The 19,411-nt window shown below is 57.4% G+C and carries 14 protein-coding genes and 4 pseudogenes; 5 read left to right on the plus strand and 13 right to left on the minus strand.

All coding sequences use genetic code 11. The annotated features are described in order from the left end of the window. Positions 1–276: 276 nt before the first annotated feature. The 12 genes and pseudogenes from istB to SBC1_RS13060 form a co-directional block, all read right to left on the minus strand. Positions 277–1,035 carry an IS21-like element helper ATPase IstB gene (gene istB / locus SBC1_RS13005; RefSeq protein ID WP_165987049.1) on the minus strand — a complete coding sequence of 253 codons (759 nt, stop codon included), beginning with the start codon at positions 1,033–1,035 and terminating at the stop codon, positions 277–279. A gap of 18 nt (positions 1,036–1,053) precedes the next feature. Next, positions 1,054–2,601: an IS21 family transposase gene (gene istA, locus SBC1_RS13010; RefSeq protein ID WP_165987047.1), complete on the minus strand. Its 1,548-nt coding sequence runs from the start codon at positions 2,599–2,601 to the stop codon at positions 1,054–1,056. 764 nt (positions 2,602–3,365) lie between these two features. After that, positions 3,366–3,674, minus strand: coding sequence for an acylphosphatase (locus SBC1_RS13015; RefSeq protein WP_165987943.1), 309 nt, complete (start codon positions 3,672–3,674; stop codon positions 3,366–3,368). An 83-nt stretch (positions 3,675–3,757) separates the two neighbouring features. Continuing rightward, positions 3,758–4,765 (minus strand): MDR family oxidoreductase, encoded by a 1,008-nt coding sequence (locus SBC1_RS13020; RefSeq protein ID WP_165987944.1) that lies wholly within the window; start codon positions 4,763–4,765, stop codon positions 3,758–3,760. Positions 4,766–4,957: 192 nt separating this feature from the next. Further along, positions 4,958–5,177: pseudogene (locus tag SBC1_RS13025) on the minus strand (hypothetical protein). A gap of 43 nt (positions 5,178–5,220) precedes the next feature. Beyond that, complete coding sequence (locus tag SBC1_RS13030) at positions 5,221–5,475, minus strand: hypothetical protein (RefSeq protein ID WP_371826731.1); 255 nt, start codon at positions 5,473–5,475, stop codon at positions 5,221–5,223. Between the two features lie 511 nt (positions 5,476–5,986). Beyond that, positions 5,987–6,244, minus strand: coding sequence for a GNAT family N-acetyltransferase (locus SBC1_RS39830; protein WP_243830212.1), 258 nt, complete (start codon positions 6,242–6,244; stop codon positions 5,987–5,989). Positions 6,245–6,587: 343 nt separating this feature from the next. Then, positions 6,588–7,030, minus strand: a pseudogene (locus tag SBC1_RS13040) (response regulator). 238 nt (positions 7,031–7,268) lie between these two features. Next, a complete protein-coding gene (locus tag SBC1_RS13045) occupies positions 7,269–7,850 on the minus strand; it encodes a Uma2 family endonuclease (protein WP_165987949.1) in 582 nt (193 codons plus the stop codon). 99 nt (positions 7,851–7,949) lie between these two features. Next, a pseudogene (locus tag SBC1_RS13050) lies at positions 7,950–8,152 on the minus strand (cold-shock protein). 814 nt (positions 8,153–8,966) lie between these two features. Continuing rightward, positions 8,967–10,178, minus strand: a complete 1,212-nt coding sequence (locus tag SBC1_RS13055; RefSeq protein ID WP_243830214.1) for a sensor histidine kinase — start codon at positions 10,176–10,178, stop codon at positions 8,967–8,969. A 191-nt stretch (positions 10,179–10,369) separates the two neighbouring features. Then, positions 10,370–12,010, minus strand: coding sequence for an ATP-binding protein (locus SBC1_RS13060; RefSeq protein WP_165987953.1), 1,641 nt, complete (start codon positions 12,008–12,010; stop codon positions 10,370–10,372). Between the two features lie 424 nt (positions 12,011–12,434). Between SBC1_RS13060 and SBC1_RS40560 the strand changes: the two genes are divergently transcribed. Next, positions 12,435–13,106 (plus strand): chemotaxis protein CheB, encoded by a 672-nt coding sequence (locus SBC1_RS40560; RefSeq protein ID WP_165987955.1) that lies wholly within the window; start codon positions 12,435–12,437, stop codon positions 13,104–13,106. A 748-nt stretch (positions 13,107–13,854) separates the two neighbouring features. Further along, positions 13,855–14,055 (plus strand): annotated as a pseudogene (locus tag SBC1_RS39840) (EamA family transporter); the annotation flags it as partial. A gap of 89 nt (positions 14,056–14,144) precedes the next feature. On the opposite strand, the gene chrA reads toward SBC1_RS39840, so the two are convergent. After that, on the minus strand, positions 14,145–15,488 hold the full coding sequence (gene chrA / locus SBC1_RS13075) for a chromate efflux transporter (protein WP_165987957.1): 1,344 nt from the start codon (positions 15,486–15,488) through the stop codon (positions 14,145–14,147). A gap of 320 nt (positions 15,489–15,808) precedes the next feature. Between chrA and SBC1_RS13080 the strand changes: the two genes are divergently transcribed. The 3 genes from SBC1_RS13080 to SBC1_RS13090 are packed head-to-tail and all read left to right on the plus strand — an operon-like array spanning position 15,809 to position 19,349. Next, a complete protein-coding gene (locus SBC1_RS13080) occupies positions 15,809–16,987 on the plus strand; it encodes an ABC-three component system protein (RefSeq protein ID WP_207958404.1) in 1,179 nt (392 codons plus the stop codon). Next, positions 16,984–17,499, plus strand: a complete 516-nt coding sequence (locus SBC1_RS13085; RefSeq protein ID WP_165987959.1) for an ABC-three component system middle component 2 — start codon at positions 16,984–16,986, stop codon at positions 17,497–17,499. Before SBC1_RS13080 ends, SBC1_RS13085 begins: the two co-directional genes overlap by 4 nt. Before the next feature lie 2 nt (positions 17,500–17,501). Further along, positions 17,502–19,349 (plus strand): hypothetical protein, encoded by a 1,848-nt coding sequence (locus SBC1_RS13090; protein WP_165987961.1) that lies wholly within the window; start codon positions 17,502–17,504, stop codon positions 19,347–19,349. The last annotated feature ends 62 nt before the right edge of the window (positions 19,350–19,411 follow it).

Here is a 19,411-nt window from a genome sequence, read left to right on the forward strand (position 1 = left end):
CCTGGCAAAGGCTCCTAGACTTTCCACAAAACCCTGGGCTATTTTCTCGGCGGGCTTTATCGACTGAGGGTTTAAATTTGCGACCCACCCGCTGGAGACAGTGCGACTTGTGTATTGAATATTCCAATAGCACTGGCAGTCAGATTGCCCTGCGTATTCCACGCAAAGTGAACAGCCATTCCAGGGCAAAGTGAATCGTGATTCCACGGCAAAGTGAACAAGGATTCCACGCCATCGCGAACAAGCGGAGCGTAGCGACGCGGGACCTTTACCTTTTTACTCGGACTGCGGCTTTGCGGTCAATCGACTGCGCGTCTTGCGTAGCGATTCGCCCGCGAGCGTGATGCGATGAGCGTTGTGCACGAGTCGGTCAAGGATCGCGTCGGCGACGGTGGGTTCGCCGATTGCCTCATGCCAGTGCTCCACTGGAATTTGGCTGGTGGCCAGCGTGGATCGGTGTCCGTGCCGGTCATCGAGCACCTCCAGCAGGTCGCGCCGCGCGGAATCGGTCAGCGGCGCCATTGCCAGATCGTCGAGAATCACGAGATCCGTCTTGGCAAGTTGTGCGAGCCATCGCGCATAGCGCCCGCTGCCGTGTGCAATCGCCAGTTCGTCGTTTAGTTTCGGCACGCGCAGATAGCAGGCGGAGAACCCCTGGCGGCACGCCTGGATGGCGAAGGCGCAGCCCAACCAACTCTTGCCGAGACCAGTCGGACCAACCAGGATAAGGTTCTGCCTCTCCCGAAGCCACTCACCGGTCAGCAGCCGGGCGGTGAGCGCCCGGTCCAGGCCGCGAGGGGTGCGATAGTCGATGTCCTCGGGCGACGCGTCGGGGACCTTCAGTCTGGCCCGACGCAGCCGGGCCGCCGTTTGTCGCGAGTCACGTTCACTGGATTCACGCTCGACCAGCAGCCCCAGACGTTCTTCAAAGCCCAGCCGGTCAATGCCGTCCTGGGACTGTTGCTCGGCAAGCGCCGCCGCCATGCCGGGCAGGCGCAGCGCGTGTAGTTTGTCGACAGTGGGATGATGCAGCATATAGACTCCCTTTCAGCTTCAGTGATAGTACGAAGGCCCGCGCACATTGGCATGCACAAGCGGCAGGTCGGCCTGCACGGTAGTGGGTTCGGGCTCCCGGTCCAGGCCGTTCTTTAGCGTCGAGTCAATGAACTTGTAGTTCGGCGCTTTCAGATCGATGGCGCGGCGGCAAGCAGCTTCGAGCCGGTCGCGCCCGTAGTCCTTGCCCATGCGCAGCACACCCAGGCAGGTGCGATACGACTGCTGGGGATGCTTGCGGGCACCCAGCAGGTGCTGGATGACGGCTGCCGTATGCGGGCCGATGTCGGCGGCCCAGTTGCGCAGCCGCTCCGGATCCCAGCCCTTGGCAACAGCCAAGTGCTCCGGCGGCATGTGCGCGTCGATCGTGGTGTGGTAACGACGGCGAGCGCTTTTGCCGTGAGCGGCAATGCGTTGGCCGCGATGGAAGATCTCGACGGTGTTGATCGTGTGGCGCACGTCAACCTGTTCGCGCGCGTAGCGATACGGCACCGAGTAATAGTGCTGATTTAGCTCGACGTGATAGTCCGGGCCGATACGCGCGACCTTCCACTCCGCGTACTGATAGGGCTGCTCGGGCAACGGCCTGAGTGCCGGGCGATCGATTTCGTCGAAGACGCTACGGCGTGAGCCAGGCAGCTTCTTGAAGGGCCGGTTGTTCAGATCACTCAGCAACGCGGCGATCGCCCGGTTAGCCTCGCCCAGGCTGAAGAAGCGCTGGTTGCGCAGGCGGGCGAGGACCCATCTCTGCACCAGGAGGACGGACAGCTCCGCTTTCGGCTTGTCCCTCGGTTTTTTACTGCGAGCCGGGATGACGGCCACGGAGTAATGCCTAGCCATTTCCTGGTAGGTTGGATTGATGTCCGGATCGTAAAACCCCGGCTTGTGCACGCCCGATTTTAGATTGTCAGGGACCAGTATCTCGACCAGACCGTTATAGAACGCGAAGGCGCGCACGTGCGAGCCGATCCAGTCTGGCAACTGCTGGGTCCACGTGAGTTCCGCGAAGGTGAAGCCGGACACGCCGAGCGCAGCGACAAACAACTCGGCCTCGCGGATTTCACCGGTGTCCGGGTTGATGATGCCCAGCTTCTTGCCCGAGTAGTCGACGAACAGCTTCTGGCCCGGCACGTGCGTTTGCCGCATCGTGACCGGAAGCCGCTGTGCCCATTCCTGGTAAGCCTTGCAGAACCAACTGTAGCCGCAGCCGTCCGGATGCTGCGCCTTGTATTCCTGCCACAGCAGATCGAGCGTGACGCCTTTCCTGCCGATCTCGCGATGCACCGTCGGCCAGTCCGGCATGCCGCGCGTTGGCTCGCGCCGCGCCGGCGGCGGATACAGCCTTGCCTCGAGCGCCGCGTCGTCTGTCAGCAGTTCCGGTGGCAGCGGCCAGCTCAGCCCTGCCAGCCGCGTGCGGCGCAGGTAATGCCACACCGTCGTCGTCGAGGCACCCACCGCGTCGGCGATTTCCCTCTGATTGCGGTCACACTCGAAATGCAACCGCAGCACTTCCCTGATTTTGCGCATGGTCAACCTGACATTTGCCATTCGGCACTCCCGACAAAACTGTCGATCGTGCCACCGTTGACCCGCGTCGCCGCCACCTCAAATTCCTGTTCGCGATGGCGTGGAAACCCTGTTCTTTTTGCCGTGGAATCGGCATTAACTTTGCCGTGGAATTCGTGTTCTTTTTGCCGTGGAATCCCTGTTCACTTTGGCGTGGAATATTCATTGCCCTATTCACCACTACGAATACGCACAATCAACATCTCTCGGTGCACTGTTCTGCTTCAACGTGCGATAACCAGCAGAACGAGATGCGCCCTCGTATCAGTCTTGTGTCTCAGGTCTCTCGCTGAGGGACGCACGCTACGGCGCAGGCCGCCGAATTGCAATTAGGAGCGACCAATGCTGAATGAACCTATCTCTGCGAGTAAGCAGTTCGACGGCATCACGATGCGAGCTGAATTTCATCTCGATAGTGGGCGCCTTCGTATATTCGAGGAAACAGCGATTCGGGCTGAGTGGTTCCCACCACAGTCGTGGTTAGCCGTAGTTTCGGTCGCCGGCTACAGCACATGGGGGAGGCGCCCCAACGCGAGGGACTTAGTCCTATTGCTCGACGATTTCCGGTCTAGGCGTATGGGTGCCCGTAGTGAAGACGGCCCCCGCTCCGTGGCGAGCTAAAAACCTCAGACGAGTACGCTCGACAATTGACTTTGAGGCGGCGCCGTGACGCTCGCACTCGAATCGAAACTTCTTTCAAAAAATTCTGTGAGCTGCTTTTATTAGCATGAGCGTGCTAACCGAGCTCATTCAATGTTGAGCTGCAGATTCTCAGGTATGACGCCACTCCAGTTTCGCCAGCTGAAACAGGTACTGGGGTGGCGCAGTGCGTCGGACATGCCTTCACCGAGCCAGGCGCACATATCTGAAAGCCGCTTGGGCGAGCCCTTCACCATCACCTCCACGGAGCCGTCCATGCGGTTGCGGACCCAGCCAGTAACGCCCAGCGAATGGGCGCGGCGCACACAGGCTTCCCGATAGCCGACACCTTGCACGATGCCACGCACCCTCACCAGCCAGGTCTCAAGCACCCCATCTGTCTGCTCATCTTTCATCCGCGTGACTCCCGGGCTGGTTTTCCCAAAGTCGCCCCTACTCTGGCAAGATTGCGCGCCGTTCTTGGGCATTTCCAGCCCCGTTAAGGAAGCCGATTCACGTCCACTACCGTTCTTCCTCGCACCTGTCCGGCGAGAATATGTTCAGCGGTCGCAAAGACGTCGCCAAGGCCGATGACCGTGGTTAGCGCACCAAGCTTGCGGGCATCAAAGTCGCTGGCAAGCGCGTTCCAGGCGCTCGTGCGTCGCTCCATCGGGCACATCACGGAATCGATGCCGACGAGTTTTATGCCGCGCAAAATGAAGGGCGCGACGCTTGCCGGAAAATCCATGCCCTGGGCCAGTCCGCAGGCCGTGACGACACCACCGTATCTCGTCTGAGCACAGACATTCACAAGCGTATGCGAACCCACTGAATCGACCACGGCCGCCCATCGTTCCTTCTGTAGCGGCTTGCCGGGTGCCGCAAGTGATGCACGGTCCAGAATCTCTGCTGCGCCCAGCGAGTGCAGGTATTCCGCTTCGTTCAGCTTGCCGGTTGCCGCAACTACCCGATAGCCCCAGGAACTCAGGATAGCGACCGCGATGCTGCCGACACCACCGCTCGCACCGGTGACGAGCACATCGCCAGACCCCGACGTTACGCCTTGGTCGCGGATGGCGAGGCAACTGAGCATGGCCGTGAAGCCGGCCGTTCCGACCGACATGGCGTCCAAGGTGCTGAAAGAGCCGGGCAGCGCGACCAGCCAGTCGGCTTTGAGCCTGGCGCGCTGGGCAAGGCAGCCCCAATGTGTCTCCCCGAGGCCCCACCCAGTGACGACTACACGGTCGCCTTCTTTCCATTTTGGGTCGGACGAAGACTCAACAGTGCCGGCGCCGTCAACGCCGGCTACCATCGGCCACGCGCGCACGACAGGACTGCGGTTGGCAATTGCCAGCCCGTCTTTGTAATTGATGCCGGAGTGTTCAATGCGTACCACGACCTCGCCCTCTGCGAGAGGATTGCTCTCAAGCGCGTTGTCCTCGAGATGTTTCAATTCAGCAGTGAACTGGTCGCCATCTTTGTTCAGGAAAACAGCAGTGAAGGACATGTCGGTCTCCAGATAGTTGTTCGCCGGGAGGTGCGTGACCTACGTCAGGGTCGGCTCACTGAATTTTGGGGTTCCACTTCGGTATCTTCGGTATCCTGGCGATGTTGCTTGCGGGGAAATGCTTTATACCGGCGATGGTTGGTCGCGGTCAGGAACTCCCCAAGTGCGACCTCTAAGCACGTTGCTGAGCCGTTACGCGTAGCTGTCCACCCAAAGCCCGAGCCCACTCCGGGCCAGTAAATTCCGCGTCCTCCTGCTTATCGAAAATTCCAAGCACACCCGATGCCTCGACCACCTTGTTACGATGGGTAATAGTGCCGCTTGCAGCGTACCGTTCTGGAAGCATCAGCTCTTCCTGCTGCGGGATTGCGTAGCCCCAAACGTTGTACCCTCGGTAGGTCTCTGACTGCATCAGCCTTTCCCCGCGCTCGCCGCATATCGAGCAACGGCCACCGTTAATTCTCCGTCTTCATTCGTTTGAGCCACTCTGCGCAGCGTACTCCCTCGCCGATGCATCCGCCATCGCAACCGGGACAATAATGCCGGTCCTGTACGTCAGCGTCGACGCACCACGCATTCTCGTGCGTCGGGCTCGCGGTGCCGACCGCGCGGCCATTTTCGCGGGCGTAAAACGTCGCCTCTCCAGGTTTGCCGCGCCGAGCCGCCTCGTCGATGGCCTCGTCACCGAAGGCGGTACGCAGTCTTTCCATGAATGCGGCCACTTCCGGCATCGGATGGCCAGCTTTTCGAACGCCTGCATCAACGGCCAGCCTCCGATTGAGAGTGCACTGACACGAGGACATGCATGCGTTTCATGATTAGCTCCACATTGAGTTGGGAGCACTGCCGGCGGCGCAATAAAGCGCCTGCGGAGCTTCCCGGTTGCGAAAATCGTCAATCCAGTTCCATCGCTGCAAAGCGTGTCAGAACAGAAACCGCGTTAGCGTTGTTGCTCTTCTTCCTCTAACTTTCACGCGCAAAATCGTCGAGTCTTTCCCTGCAGAGAGCCGTCGTCCGCGAGGGCTCAAAGGGTTTTGGACATGCAGACAGCGCTGGCAGGGCAAAGCTCAGCAAATTGACTGTTTCTCTGCAGCGAATTCGGAGCCTCGACACGGCTGATGACTTCATATCCAACCCGCGCGAAGAACTGACTCGCAGTCGTCGTAAGCAGGTACAAACGGCTCAATCCTGTGGTACGCGCTGAATCTTCCATCGCGGCCACTAACCCGCGCCCGGCGCGCCTTGCCTTCTCATCGCTGGAGGTACCGCCAGCGACCGAAGAAGCGCTTCGCTGCCATATGCCTCGAGCCCAACGCAGGCGACCGGGTGCTCGTCTTTGTCGTCCGCTATCAAGAACTGAATTCGACCGCTGTCGTCAACATCGCTGTTCGGCAGCGCGCTATTCACCAGCAACGTACGCACGAACGCTAAGTCCGCGCTGGTGGCCTTCCGTATGTTGAAATTCTCGTCTTTGGTCATAGGTCATTCGCTCACAGCATTCGCGTGTCGTGCTCGGACTTCCGTGGAATGACTCCGAGCGAACCGCATCGCAACGATGAATGAATGACCACCTCAGGACACTGTTTAGCGGAGCGGCCTTTTGCCCAATCCAATCCTGGCAATTGGTTCCAAATGATATCGGCATCCCGCTCGGCTGCTTCAATGACAGGTATCAAACAACGAGTGGCCCGCATCATCGGGCCATCCGTTCCACGCAATCAAGCTCGCGAAGGCATTTCAAATTTTTACACGGGTTCTTCGACTGACGGAGCGCCCTCGTGGCCCTCAGCCGTCGAAGTCGCTAACTGGCTTTTACACGCCATCACCTGCCTACGATAGACTCAAGCACAGTCAGTAATCGACAGGGAGTGAGTGGCTTTGCGCAATGAACGTCAAAGCCGGCCTCAAGTGCCCTAGCCCGGTCATTCTGCGAGGCTCGCGAGTGAATGCGACAAGCAGCATATCGCGCGTGAGCACGCCTGCCCTGAGCCGACGCGCCAACTCTAGCCCCGTCACCCCCGGCATCACAACGTCTACTACGACAGCGAAGGGCAGCCATTCTTCCGCAACCGCGCACGCGAGGCTCGCGTCGTTGACTGCGCGCGCCTCGAACCCGTTTTGCTCCAAAAGCAATTGCAGAGCATCCGCGCCAGCGGGATAGTCATCGACCACTAATACTCGGGGATTCGCAATCGCACCAATTGCGTCCACAGCGCGCCACATAACGAAGTCGTCGGTGCTGTCGACATAGACGCGGTGGGCCATGATGATGCTGCCTCCGGCGGAACGAACGTATGGGGCATATGTGCCACCTGCTCGCATCGCAGCCGAGTGGTATCGCCGCCACTGCCGGGCAGCGCCGTAGACTTCACGGTACCCTCCAAAAAAAACACCGACAACTCATCGAAACTACTTACGAGCCCGAGCTAGGCAGCCGTGCAGATGAGGTTTTCATTCGATATGCAGGTCAAGGCGGATTGACCCGCCGGCAGAGATACCCGCGTCAACTTTTCGGAAGTGGCTCAGCGCTACGGGTCTGCAGCGGGCGCCGTTCAGACCCTGCCGCGCAGAAGGAGGTGCCGAGGTCAAGCGTTACGTTGAACACTGAGCGGCCTCGCACGCCTTCACGGCCCCGAAACTCGACGGTCCCGTCGGCACCCACGACGATGACCTCCTCCGCTCCGCTGCACAGGTAGGCGTGAGTCCGGCTGTCGAGACTGGCCGCGCAGGCGGCGTTGCCGAACAGTACCTCCACGCACAGGTCCGGGGCGAAGGCTAAGGGATTGGTCGCTTGCTCCGCGTCATCGTCGGGCCACTTTTCATCCGGCATCCATACGACATCAGGAACCAGGACACCGAAAGACCAGGTGACAATGGGGAGGCGTAACGCCACGCGGGGACCCAATTGCGTAGCGAGTTGGCAGAACACGTCGGTTTTAAATATTTGATGCCAGGGGTCTTCGTCCCGAACCAAAATATCGCCGGCCGGGCTGAGTTCAAATGCGGTGTCAGCGAAGTCGCGCCGGAGCGCTAACGTGCGCCAAATAGCAAGGAGTGAATTTTGTTGTAGAAAATGTGTTTTCATGGCGTGCTGTCTTGCCGACAAATCAAGTGTAGTACGCAGGCGCGCGGGGAGCGCGGGTAAATCAAGCATCGTCGAGTGCGGCATGAACTAAGCGTGCTCTCAGCGCGGTTGGATATTTGTGGCTTGTTTGCCCTTCGGGCCCGGCTTCACGTCGATGCTCACTTTCGGGTTTTCGTGCAGCGATTTGAAGCCGCTGCATTGGACCTCAGAAAATGCGAGAGCAGGTCTTCTCCGGCCCCGTCAGGCGTGATGAAACCAAAACGCTTTGCATCGTTGAATCGCTTCGCAGTACCCGTCTGCATCATTTAAATCCAAAGAGATTGAAGATGAGAACGACCCCGCGAACCAAATTTTGGAGACGCGCCGTAGGCGCCGGTGCGCACTCGCAGACTCCTTTAGAAAAGCTATCGCCCATTTCCGACGAAAATTTTAGCTTCCGCGCGCTACGGGTCCGTCGATGTATCGATGAAGGATTCTCAAGCGACCTGCGTCCGAGGATTCACATCCGTGGGAGCAGTTGCAAGGCGGTCAAGCAAACGCTGCAACCGTTCCTGTTGCGTGCGCATTAGCCCCCGCGTCGCATACGCCTGAAGAACCCGACCGCGCCAGTAAGCGTGCGCGAACAATGAATCCGCGCCTTCCGAGCATAGGACTCGCTCGAGATGGGTAATTGCGACGTCAACGTTTTGCGGCGTATATGGGCTCACGCCCGCAGCCCCTTTTTTATTGGCCGTTTTCACTGCGTTCTCTCATTTGTAAATTTTTATACCTAACGCGCGTCCGTCGTTAGCGTTTGCAGCCCGCTTGCGCCAAGCATGCCATTAGTCGAATGTTTAGCATCTTAAACTAAACCCGGTAACAAGATACAGCAAAGGGACCTTGACAAGACTCAGGGTTAACGTAAGTCATCGGCATTCTCAGCCAGCGCGGTTTGATAACGATACTGAGCCAGGCACCTCAAGTCGCAGCTCGCGCGGCATCATCCGCCCAAGGTCGTGCGAGTCCATCGCATTTTCGTCGACAAAACATAAAGATGGTGCGGGCGCAGATGCCCACACTCCGGGAGATGCTGGATGTCGGTACACGCGCTCGTCGCGCCGCGAAGCTGTGCCTAGCCTACCGTTCAGTCTGTTCGACGAGTGGCAGCAACACCTCGAATATGCATCCAGCGTCCTCTTCCGAACGGAACTCTATTTCACCTCCGAGCGACGCGACCAACTCTCGAACTATCGCTAACCCCAGACCCGTTCCAGGAAAATCATTGCCGGCGGCCCGTTCGAATTCTTCGAACACGCGCTCCTTGTCTTCTTGGGCGATGCCAATCCCTGTATCAGTTACCTTAATCCGAAAATGATGCTCGCCTACCGTTGTCATGAAGAGACCAACCTCGCCGGTCGCTGTGTACTTCGCCGCGTTGCCTAGCAGGTTCAAAGCGATTTGTTTGATTTTGAGGCGATTCGATGTCGTCGTGCTGAGGAAGGGGTCGAACGTGGTATTGAACTTCAAGCCTTTCTCCTCGACCGCAGGTTGTGTCGCAGCGACGAGGTCGTCGTAGAGCTCGCGGAGCTCGAACGTCTCGAGCGCACCGGGGTCACGACTACTTAGAACAACTGCATAGTCGACCATCTCGTCGATTAGCAACTTCATGTCCGACACCTGTCGCTTGGCAAGCGCAAGCGCAATCACCACTTTCGAGGGGACCTTCTCCGCGAGTTGAAGTGCGTTCGAGAAAATGTTGAGAAAATTTCGCAGGTCGTGCGTGACGCGACGCGTGACTTGCAGACGCCTTTCGTAAAGTTTGTCTATGCGGCGTTTGCTGCGACGCAACTCGTTATTCGTTCGCTCCAACTGCCTCGTGTACTCGTCGAGTTTATTGTCGCGCTCACGGAGCACCTCGCGGATGGAACCGAGCGTAACGTAGCTGATGACTTCATCGACGACATATCGGGCCCTTCCTTGGTCCGAAACCCTGAACTGGTCGTCTGTCGCTGCGTATGCTTCGACAGCATCGGTAAGAACTTGCCGAAACAAATCGAGCTCACGCACGAGCTCGTCCAAACGATACCCCTGGCGCCAGCGCCATTGCCCGTGTTCCCTGGCATCTCGTTCAACGGCAACCTGCGCGACATCCAGGTCTTGGTGCTCCAAAGCCGCGCAGATTTCCTCGAATACGGCTGGGAGGTGGTCAGCCAGTTGCATACGGCTCAGTGAATCTGACTTCTCGACGTCGGTATCGCCGCTGACGATTTTCATCCAGCGCGCGACGAGACTGTCTTTCTCTCGGCGAAGATAATTGGCAAGCAATCGGAACGGGCGGATGTCAGTCACAGGATGTCGCTGTGAAGTAGCGCGTAGGCAGCAGGCGATGCGCGCTTCGCCGAGTAAACTTCCCACTTCGAAGTGCATATTAGAAAATTATACCCGCGCCAATTGGGGATTTTTAGATGAGCTTGTCGATAAAAGACGGTCGGTGGCGCCGGCGCGGGGCCCTGGAGGTCGCGCCAACGAAATCAAGTGAGCTAGTGCTCCGGCTCGTTCGAGGCCCGAGCCCTTCGCAAGAACTCTTCTAAACTTGTGGCATCCACCGGCTTCGTCATGTGAGCGTCAAAGCCTGCCTCTATCGCAGCTATCTTGTCCGAATCAGATGCATATCCCGTAATCGCGACGAAGGTCGTATTCGCCAGACAGTCAAGGCTACGCATTGCCCGTATGAGCGCGTAGCCGTCCATGTCCGGGAGTCCGATGTCACTCAGCACAACCTCAGGCCGCCACTCCTTGGCGATGGCAAGCGCTTCGGCCGCGTTATAAGCCACGCGAGCAGTATTGCCCGAAAGCTGCAGATACAGCGCAAGCGCGTCCGCTGTATCGTGATTGTCTTCGGCAATCAAAATGGACATTGGCATGGTCGACGCCGCAACCTCGACGCGCCCGGTGGGCGGTATGTCCTGAGGACTCGCACGGCGAAGCCTCAGCGTGAACTCGCTTCCGCGTCCGACGCCCTCGCTTTGAGCGACCAACGTCCCGCCGTGCAACTCGGCTAGTTTTCGAGCGAGCGTCAAACCCAGGCCCATTCCTCCGATGGACCGGGCGAGTGGCCGCTTCCCCTGCTTAAACAGCAAAAATATCGCGTCAATTTCTTCTTGCGCGATTCCAACGCCGTTGTCAGTCACGCGAATGAATACGCTCGAGTCCGCGCCTTCGACCTTCAGGTGTATGCGCCCGTTGGTCGGCGTGTATATGGCAGCATTCTCCAACATGTTAGCTATGACAATTGAACTCTGAGTCCGGTCGGCGAACGCATATAGCGTAGCGTCGACGGAGGTTGAAATCGTGTGCCCTCGGTCGACGATGGCGGCATTGGTAAGCTCAAGCGCGTTCTCAATCAAGTCCTTTACGGAAACCGGTTCGATGTTCAGTTGCATGACGCCGGTAGTTGCTAGCGACGTCGATAGCAGGTCATCGACAATGTGACCCATCTGTTCGACGTAACGTCGGACAAGCCCGCGTGCCCATGCGCGCTCTGCGTCGGTGGCTTCGGGTCGGTCGACAATTGCGATACCGGTCTGAATTGGGGCGAGCGGTGCTCGCAGCTCATGGGCAAGCATGGCAAGAAACTCTTGCTGGTGTTGCTCGGCTGCCTCGAGGCGACGTCGCATCTCCAGCAACTCTTCCGATGCCTGCCGTTTTTCAAGATGCAGCACGGCGTGTTCCGCCAGACTTATCAGCGTTGTCTTCTCGGATTCACTTAAATTCCTAGGTTCATGAGCAATAACGCACAGGGTCCCGAGGGCAGTTCCATCCGATGCTTTTAGTACGGCACCCACGTAGAAGACCACGTTGCGCTCACCGACTACTTGGGGATGGTTCCGAAACTCGTCGTCAGCGGTTGCGTCTGAAATCACGAGGATATCGTTGGTCAGGAGGGCCTGCGCGCAAAGCGACTCCTCACGCTTGGTCGGCTGAGGCTCGATGCCCCATGCAGACTTACACCACTCTCGCGCGTCGTCAATGAAGTTTAGCAAGGCAATCGGCGTCTGCAAGAGACTCGCAGCGAGCTTGGTAATGGCGTCGAAATGCGCCTCCGCCGGGGTGTCAAGAATCCCGAGTGTCTTTAGCTTTTGTAATCGATGAGATTCATTAAAGGGAACGGCGGCGGCCATGACAAAAGACTTTTCGAGAGGGAGGCACCACGAAAGGGGCAATAACCATTCCGCTGCTGAAAGGTGTCTGTCCTAAAACTACCACACGCTGGGTTACAGACAAGCGAGCCCGACGCACTATCGACCCTTGCGGCACGTTTGCCCGAGTCAGCGGCCGAATCGGAAGCCCTAACACCAGCGGTGCCCGGACTGGGCGCCCATTGGCGTTCCCGCATTCGTACAAGCTATCCGTCTCCGGTTAACTCAGCCTGTTTCGCGTCTGTTTCTGTTTCGAAGCGACGGACGAGTACTGGGGCAAGTGCAAACTGCCGTCCGAAAAGGACCCTTACTCGAGCCTTCGCCGAGGAGGTGGGGTGAACTAGCCTTAAACGAAAGGTTGTTTGGCGAAGCCTGCGGCCGCGCTCGAGTAAAAGTGACTTCGGAAATGAATAGGAAGCGTGACATTGCAGTTATCGGCGCTTCACTTGGTGGAACCCAAGCGCTCTGTCGTATTGCGGCGTCTCTTCCGGCGAGTTTCCCCGGTGCAATACTTGTTGTTCTGCATACCGCCGCCGATAGCCCACCGCTCACGGTTCATATCGTCAGTCGGCACACGCCTTTGCGTGTGACCTACGGCCGCAACGGAGACGAGATTCGGTCCGGATGTATTTACGTCGCTCCCGCCGACCATCACTTGGTCGTGCCATCTCCTGGAATGCTCGGCTTGGACCGTGGCCCGAGGGTCCGATATTCGCGGCCAGCCGTCGACAAATTGTTCGAGTCCGCCGCGATTGTGTATGGGTCGCGAGTAGTCGGAGTCGTTTTAACTGGTGGGGGGCGTGACGGTACGGACGGAATTCGGAGGATAAAGGAAAAAGGCGGTTTGGGTATTGTGCAGCATCCGAGCGAAGCGCTTAACTCGCAGATGCCGATGGGCGCACTGGACGGCGGGCACGCGGACCTTTGCGTGTCGCTAGACGAGGTCGGGCCGGTGCTTATCGAGCTAGCCAAGGGAACCGACGTGCACGCAACGGGACTTCTATCGTCAACTGATTATCGCCGAACACTTGATACAAATCTGTGTTGGTCGGAAACGCGCGTAGCCACCGACACATAACCACGTGTCAGGACACCCACCCCCTGCTGCCGTCGAGTTTTCCGATGCGGTTGAGGCGGCTTCTGACTCACGGCCCAAACGACACGTGCAAGAGCTTAAGGCCGCGCGGACCTGACCGCCGCGTGCCAGTTCCGTTGACGACAGCGGGCGACGGTTGAACGTACCGTACGCTGACGCCTCAATGATGGCTGGAACTCGTTCGGCTTTAAGCAAGCCTTCCACCATTCGCGTTTCGGCCTTGGCGATACTATGAAGGGACGCAACAGACAACTGACGGCCGAAAATCTCGAGCGCTACGCACAAGCATGCGTGCTCGACATCGCCCATTAGCCAAACACTCTCTTCCTTTCGGGTAGCGTCGATATGCATCATCGCCGCGAGCGCTTGTTGTATCTCCGCAATCTCGTCTGGGTGGTATCCGATGAGACAAAGCTCCTCAGCAACAAGCAGCTGTCGACCCAGAGTCGTAGACAGTTCGCGCGAGCCGTGACCTCGTCGAACGCACCCAGACCCACATAGCATTGAAGAAGCATGGCCTCGGTTATGGGTTCGCGTCCTTCAGGGAACGGGGGCACCAAAAGATGGTCATAGAAACGGCCATTCCGTGAACATCTAAGTTCATATTTTCTAGGTCGCGCCCTCATTCCGCGTGGCGCAAGGGGAACGCGACTGTCCATTTTTCTGGCCAAAGAAACCAAAAAAGACTGGCGAGCTGAGGTGTTTCGCCCGCAATTGCCCCGACCCCAAGCATATCCGTGAGCGGCACGAACATCCACACACTTACGAGATTTTGGACCATAACCATCGACACTGGCACGACGAGCACCATCAGCATACGAATGATTTTGATTGGAACGGTGAGGAGTCGCTCACGCATCGTCATCAGCATGCGCCTATCACTCACACACACGCGCACTTTCCCGACATCCATCACCGGCATATCCATTGACGCGCGGAGGACAGTACAAGGCTATTTGGCCTTCTATTTACGTGCGGCTGCGTGGGCAGCATCGGCGACTGGTGCAGAAGAAAGGTCGCTCAAAAAACAAATAGTCTTAGTGCGAGTCCGATGACACCGCATGTGAGCACGACGGGTATCACCCCGACTTTGAACCGGAACAGTGCGATACCGGCAGCCACACCTATAAGCAGCGAGGGCCATTCGAATCTGCCCGGCATGCCATGTGGCCACAACACGTGAAGGGCGAAAAACACGGCGAGGTTCACGATGACGCCAACCACAGCGGAAGTGACGGCCGTCAAAGGCGCAGTAAATTTCAGATTACCGTGAGTCGTTTCGATGAAGGGACCGCCGAGCAGAATGAACAGGAAAGACGGCAGGAACGTAAAGAACGTCACCACGACGGATGCGGCGACAGCGGAGGCGAAGATTGCGTCCGGTCCGAACACAGCCTTGGTCCAGCCACCCACGAACCCGACGAAGGAAACGACCATGATGAGCGGTCCCGGCGTCGTCTCTCCGAGCGCCAAACCATCTATCATCTGCAGTCCGGTCAACCAGTGGTAGTTATCGACGGCACCCTGGTAGACGTACGGCAACACCGCATACGCGCCTCCGAAAGTTAGCAGGGCGGCCTTCGTAAAGAACCAGGCCATTTGCGTAAGCGTTCCCGTCCAGCCGTACACAAACGAAAGTACAGAGATGGCCGCGAGCCATATAAGCAAGAAGGTCGCAAGCACGACAGCGAATCGCTTCCATGTGAAGAGCGCGTGTCGAGGGGTGGGTGTGTCGTCGTCGAGGAGTGCGGGACCGAACGCCTTGTCACCGGCCTTATGTCCTCCGCCGACCACGAATCTGGATGGAGCGTATTTACCTCCAAAATGACCAATGATGCCGGCCACCAGGACGATGAGAGGGAACGGAATATTGGCGACGAAGATAGCGAGGAATGCTGCCGCAGCAATTGACCACAGCCACGCGTTCTTCAGTGCGCGAGAGCCAATCCTGTACGCGGCGAAGACGACGATGGCCGTGACCGCCGGCTTGATGCCGTAAAGCACGCCTGCGACGGCCGGGACACTGCCAAAGGCCATGTAGACCCAGGACAGTCCTATCAGAATGAAAAGCGACGGAAGAACGAAAAATCCCCCGGCGATTATGCCGCCCCACGTGCGGTGCATCAGCCAACCGATGTATGTGGCCAACTGCTGCGCCTCCGGTCCGGGAAGGACCATGCAGTAGTTCAACGCGTGCAGGAATCGCTTCTCGGAAATCCAGCGTTTTCGCTCGACCAGGTCCTGATGCATGATGGCAATCTGCCCGGCCGGGCCTCCAAAGCTGATAAAGCCTAGCTTGAGCCAGTACCAAAGCGCCTGGCCGAAGGTCACCGACTCGACCGCCTGAATGCGCTGATTGCTCATTTCGTTATCTGGCGCCGGTTGACTCTGTTGCACTTGAAACTCCGAATGCTTCAGCTTGCGATTGATTATTCGGCGGTGTGCCGATACCTTGGCGGCGTCACTCCAGACGGGTGTTGTAAATCGCGTGGGCGCTGACTGCGACACCGGTTTCCACGGCGATTGGCGACGCACACTGTGAATGAAAAAAGCTACTGCGAAACCATTGAGAGGCCCGTTCACCTCCGTCGCTTGCCTGCTCCCGTTGCCAAAGCATCTGCCGAAATAGCACTTATTTGCTCTGCATTTCGCATAGATTCAAAACTGCCCTTGAAGCGTTCTACTTGAAAGATTTTGTTACAATCAAAAAAAAGCGTTTAATTTCGGGGGCGAGTGTGGCAAAGACCGTCAAACCGAGCGGGAGCACTGGAACGACAACCCTGCCGGCTCCAACACCATGGCCAGGCGCCAATGCTCGGCTCTTGGGACTAGGGGTTGGACTTCCTGTTTCTCCATTGGGCCGCCTCGCTCAGTTTAGCGCAGCAGAATTCGAAAGATTTACGCTCGAGTGGGCTACGGACTACTTCGCGAAACAAACTAATGTGTTTGAGGTTCAAGCGCGGGGAGGCTCTGGGGATAAAGGTCGAGACATTATCGTGTGGCTCGATTCCGCAACTAAGACTCCACGGCGCTGGCAGCTTTATCAATGCAAGCACTACGATGCAAAGCTCGGCCTGTCCAAAGCGGGTATCGAAATAGCGAAAGTGCTGTACTACACGCACATCGGCGACTACACCCCACCTGAAAGCTATTACTTTGTGACGCACAAAGGCGTCACCTCGCCATTCCAAGACTTGCTCGACGCGCCAGAAAGTCTTAAGAATGAAATGATTGTTACTTGGAATTCCTACTCGAAGGCTATAACCTCGAAGGAGACCATTGCGCTTTCTGCTGAGCTCAAAGCGCATATCTTGAATTTCGATTTCAGCGTCTTTGCCGCCAAGCAGCCACATGACTTGCTTGCGGAGCATGCGCAGACCAAATATCACCTGACGGTGTTCGGCGCTCCATTGGTGAATAGGCCGCCGCCGCCCCCTCCTCCATCGACAGTTGCAGCAATCGAGGCGAAGTACATTGGACAACTGTATCGCGTCATCGGCAATGACATTCGCACCGAAGTTGGCAGCGCCGAAGACTTCAAGCACAGCCCGTATCACGCCCGTATGTTCGAGCGTTCGCGGTTAACCTTCTACAGCGCAGAGGGCCTGAAAGAGGTGGCGCGAGACCAGATGGCAGACCAGGCATATTTCGATACTTTGCTGACTGAGTTCTCCGACGGGCTGTACTACCAATACACCGAGCCCAATGGAACTCCGATTGAGCGCCTGAAGGCGACGGTAAGCGCCGCGCAGAGCATCCAACTTGGGTCACACCCGCTCAAGCCGCATGTCAGCAGCAAAGACCGTGAAGGCATGTGCCATCAGATGGCAAACGAAGAACGCCTCGATTGGTGCAATCCATGAACAGTGCGGACAATCCAATCCGAACGCCTCAAGTTCGCCCGTTTAATTCAGCCCTAGAGTACGGGTTCCGGACGCTGTTCATCCTGAAGGCGGCACACGGTCATGCAATGGACCTCCAGCGACTCGTATCCTACGACTACCTGCTCGTCCACTCCGGTGACGTGGATGATGGCCCAGCCAGCTTGCATCCGGCGATGCCCCATCGAGGCACGGAGCTGCTCGTGAAGCGCAACGTCATCCACGCTGGGTTGACCCAGATGCTGGCGAAGGAATTGATTGAAATTGTCTTTGCCCCTCAAGGCTTCTTGTACCGGGCTACCGATATGACTGCCGCGTTCATCAAGCTACTGAAATCTGCCTACGCGCACGAGTTGGGCGCGAGAGCGAACTGGATAGTCGACCGGTTTGGTCGTTACACCGACCAAGAGCTCGAGGCCTTCATGGCGCAAAACGTGGGACGATGGGGCACAGAATTCGACCGCCTCACCGCCGTTGATTTACTGGAACTTTGACTATGCTTCAAATCCGAAAGATTCTGCTCCGGGGAGCTGGGCTGGAAGACGCCGTCGTCCAGTTCTACAGCGGCGCCAACGTTCTCGCGGGCGAGTCTGACACTGGGAAAAGCTTTCTCCTCGAATGCATCAACTTCATCCTCGGAGCGGACAAGCTGACGCTTGTCGACGAAGCGAAGCCGTACACTCACCTCGCCGTCGAATTCGTGAACTCCAACGATGAAATCATCACATTGGTACGGCCAACCAGTGGCGGCAAACTCACGGCATATCATGTACCGATTGCAGACATTTCAGGTTCCGGACAGTCAATAACACCAACTAGAAAAGGTAAGAGCAAAGGCCCAGATGTAACGTCGGTCCTTCTGCCATTTGCAGGCATCAAAGAAGCCCGTCTTCGAAGGAATGTTGAGGGTGAGACGCAGCGCTTTACTATCCGGACGATTGAACCACTGTTCCTCGTTGATGAAGTTGCGGTCATCGACCAGCAATCTCCGGTAACAGGAAAGGCTACCTTTGGCGATACAGCCCAGAAACGCGCCCTTTCGTACATCCTGACCGGGATTGACGATGAAAGTGTGGCCGCCGGCGAAAAGAACGAAATCGTGAAAGCCCGCCTGAAGGCGAAGCTCGAACTTGTGACCGAGATGTTGCAGCCGTTGAACGAGCGCTTCGCGTCGCCGGCTGAGTTGAATGTATCGACCGACGATACAGAGCTAGACACGTTGCTTGGTAGCCTGACCGGCGAGCTGAAGAATCTTGCTACCTCTCGGGATGCACTCCAGGAACGGTCGCAAGGAGCAACTCGCAATATCCTGAAAGCTGATTCTCAGCTGCTCGGCATCCGTGAACTTCTTTCGCGGTATCGTCTGCTGGACGAACGATACACCTCCGATTTGGACAGGTTGGACTTCATTTCCGAAAGCTCTTTCTATTTCGACGCACTTCAGGAAGTCCCTTGCCCTGTTTGTGACCAGATAATGGCACCCGGTCACTCGCACAGTCCGGATTCCGCCGCTCGACCAATCCGAGAGTCAGCTGTGGCCGAAGCCGCGAAAATCCACGCGCATCGAACCGACTTAGCGGCGGCGATTCACGACCTTGAGGTTCGTCAAGGCTTGGTCGAAGGTGAAAAAAGCACCATCGACACGGTACTCCAATCGTTGAATACAGAGTTGAATCGCACTTTAGCCCCACGTTTGGAGTTCACGACGCAGCGCCTCGAGCAACTCGTAAGTCGACACACCGAACGAGAGGCTACGCGAGTCGAACGAGAACGTTGGCAAAGTTTGGTTAAACTCCAAAACGACATTAATTCCGCCCTCGCTGAGAGTGGCGCAGCGAAGCAAACCTGGGCCGGCATCCCGCCGAAAGAGCTCGGGGAATTTTGCACGGAGATTCAAGCTGTCCTGGTCGAGTGGGCATGGAAAGGAACTCCACGTGTCGAATTCGATGAAAAGGCATTCGACATCGTCGTGGATGGCAAGCCACGTCAGTCTCACGGCAAGGGTGTTCGGGCAATCCTCTACGCGGCCTTCACCATTGGTCTGCTCAGATACGCCGCTATCAACGGCCGGCCGCATCCTGGCGTAATTGTTATCGACTCACCTCTGACTAGCTACAAAAAGAAAAAAGCAGAGTCAGTGAAAGGAGAAAATGGCCAAATTGACGCGGGCATCGAGACGGCTTTCTGGACGTCGCTTGCCAACACGTCAAAAGCTGTGCAGGTCATTGTGATAGAAAACAAAGAGCCGCCAAGCGAAATCGCCGCGGAAGTTCACTATCAGTGGTTCGCAGGCGAGGCTGCGATTGAAGGCGAACGTGCTGGTTTCGTTCCGGCGAAAGCCTGACGTGAACAAGTTACCGTGCTCTCTCATTGACGCTGGCGCGGTCGGCTATCCTATACGCGCCT

This window comes from Caballeronia sp. SBC1, from assembly GCF_011493005.1.
In the GTDB taxonomy this organism is placed as follows: domain Bacteria; phylum Pseudomonadota; class Gammaproteobacteria; order Burkholderiales; family Burkholderiaceae; genus Caballeronia.

Bases quoted from the DNA above. Each gene is read 5' to 3' on its own strand.
- SBC1_RS13030 (WP_371826731.1), bottom strand. From the start codon at position 5,475: ATGGAAAGACTGCGTACCGCCTTCGGTGACGAGGCCATCGACGAGGCG.
- SBC1_RS13020 (WP_165987944.1), bottom strand. From the start codon at position 4,765: ATGTCCTTCACTGCTGTTTTCCTGAACAAAGATGGCGACCAGTTCACT.
- istB (WP_165987049.1), bottom strand. From the start codon at position 1,035: ATGCTGCATCATCCCACTGTCGACAAACTACACGCGCTGCGCCTGCCC.
- istA (WP_165987047.1), bottom strand. From the start codon at position 2,601: ATGGCAAATGTCAGGTTGACCATGCGCAAAATCAGGGAAGTGCTGCGG.
- SBC1_RS13015 (WP_165987943.1), bottom strand. From the start codon at position 3,674: ATGAAAGATGAGCAGACAGATGGGGTGCTTGAGACCTGGCTGGTGAGG.
- SBC1_RS13085 (WP_165987959.1), top strand. From the start codon at position 16,984: ATGAACAGTGCGGACAATCCAATCCGAACGCCTCAAGTTCGCCCGTTT.
- SBC1_RS40560 (WP_165987955.1), top strand. From the start codon at position 12,435: ATGAATAGGAAGCGTGACATTGCAGTTATCGGCGCTTCACTTGGTGGA.
- SBC1_RS13090 (WP_165987961.1), top strand. From the start codon at position 17,502: ATGCTTCAAATCCGAAAGATTCTGCTCCGGGGAGCTGGGCTGGAAGAC.
- SBC1_RS39830 (WP_243830212.1), bottom strand. From the start codon at position 6,244: ATGACCAAAGACGAGAATTTCAACATACGGAAGGCCACCAGCGCGGAC.
- SBC1_RS13060 (WP_165987953.1), bottom strand. From the start codon at position 12,010: ATGGCCGCCGCCGTTCCCTTTAATGAATCTCATCGATTACAAAAGCTA.
- SBC1_RS13045 (WP_165987949.1), bottom strand. From the start codon at position 7,850: ATGAAAACACATTTTCTACAACAAAATTCACTCCTTGCTATTTGGCGC.
- chrA (WP_165987957.1), bottom strand. From the start codon at position 15,488: ATGAGCAATCAGCGCATTCAGGCGGTCGAGTCGGTGACCTTCGGCCAG.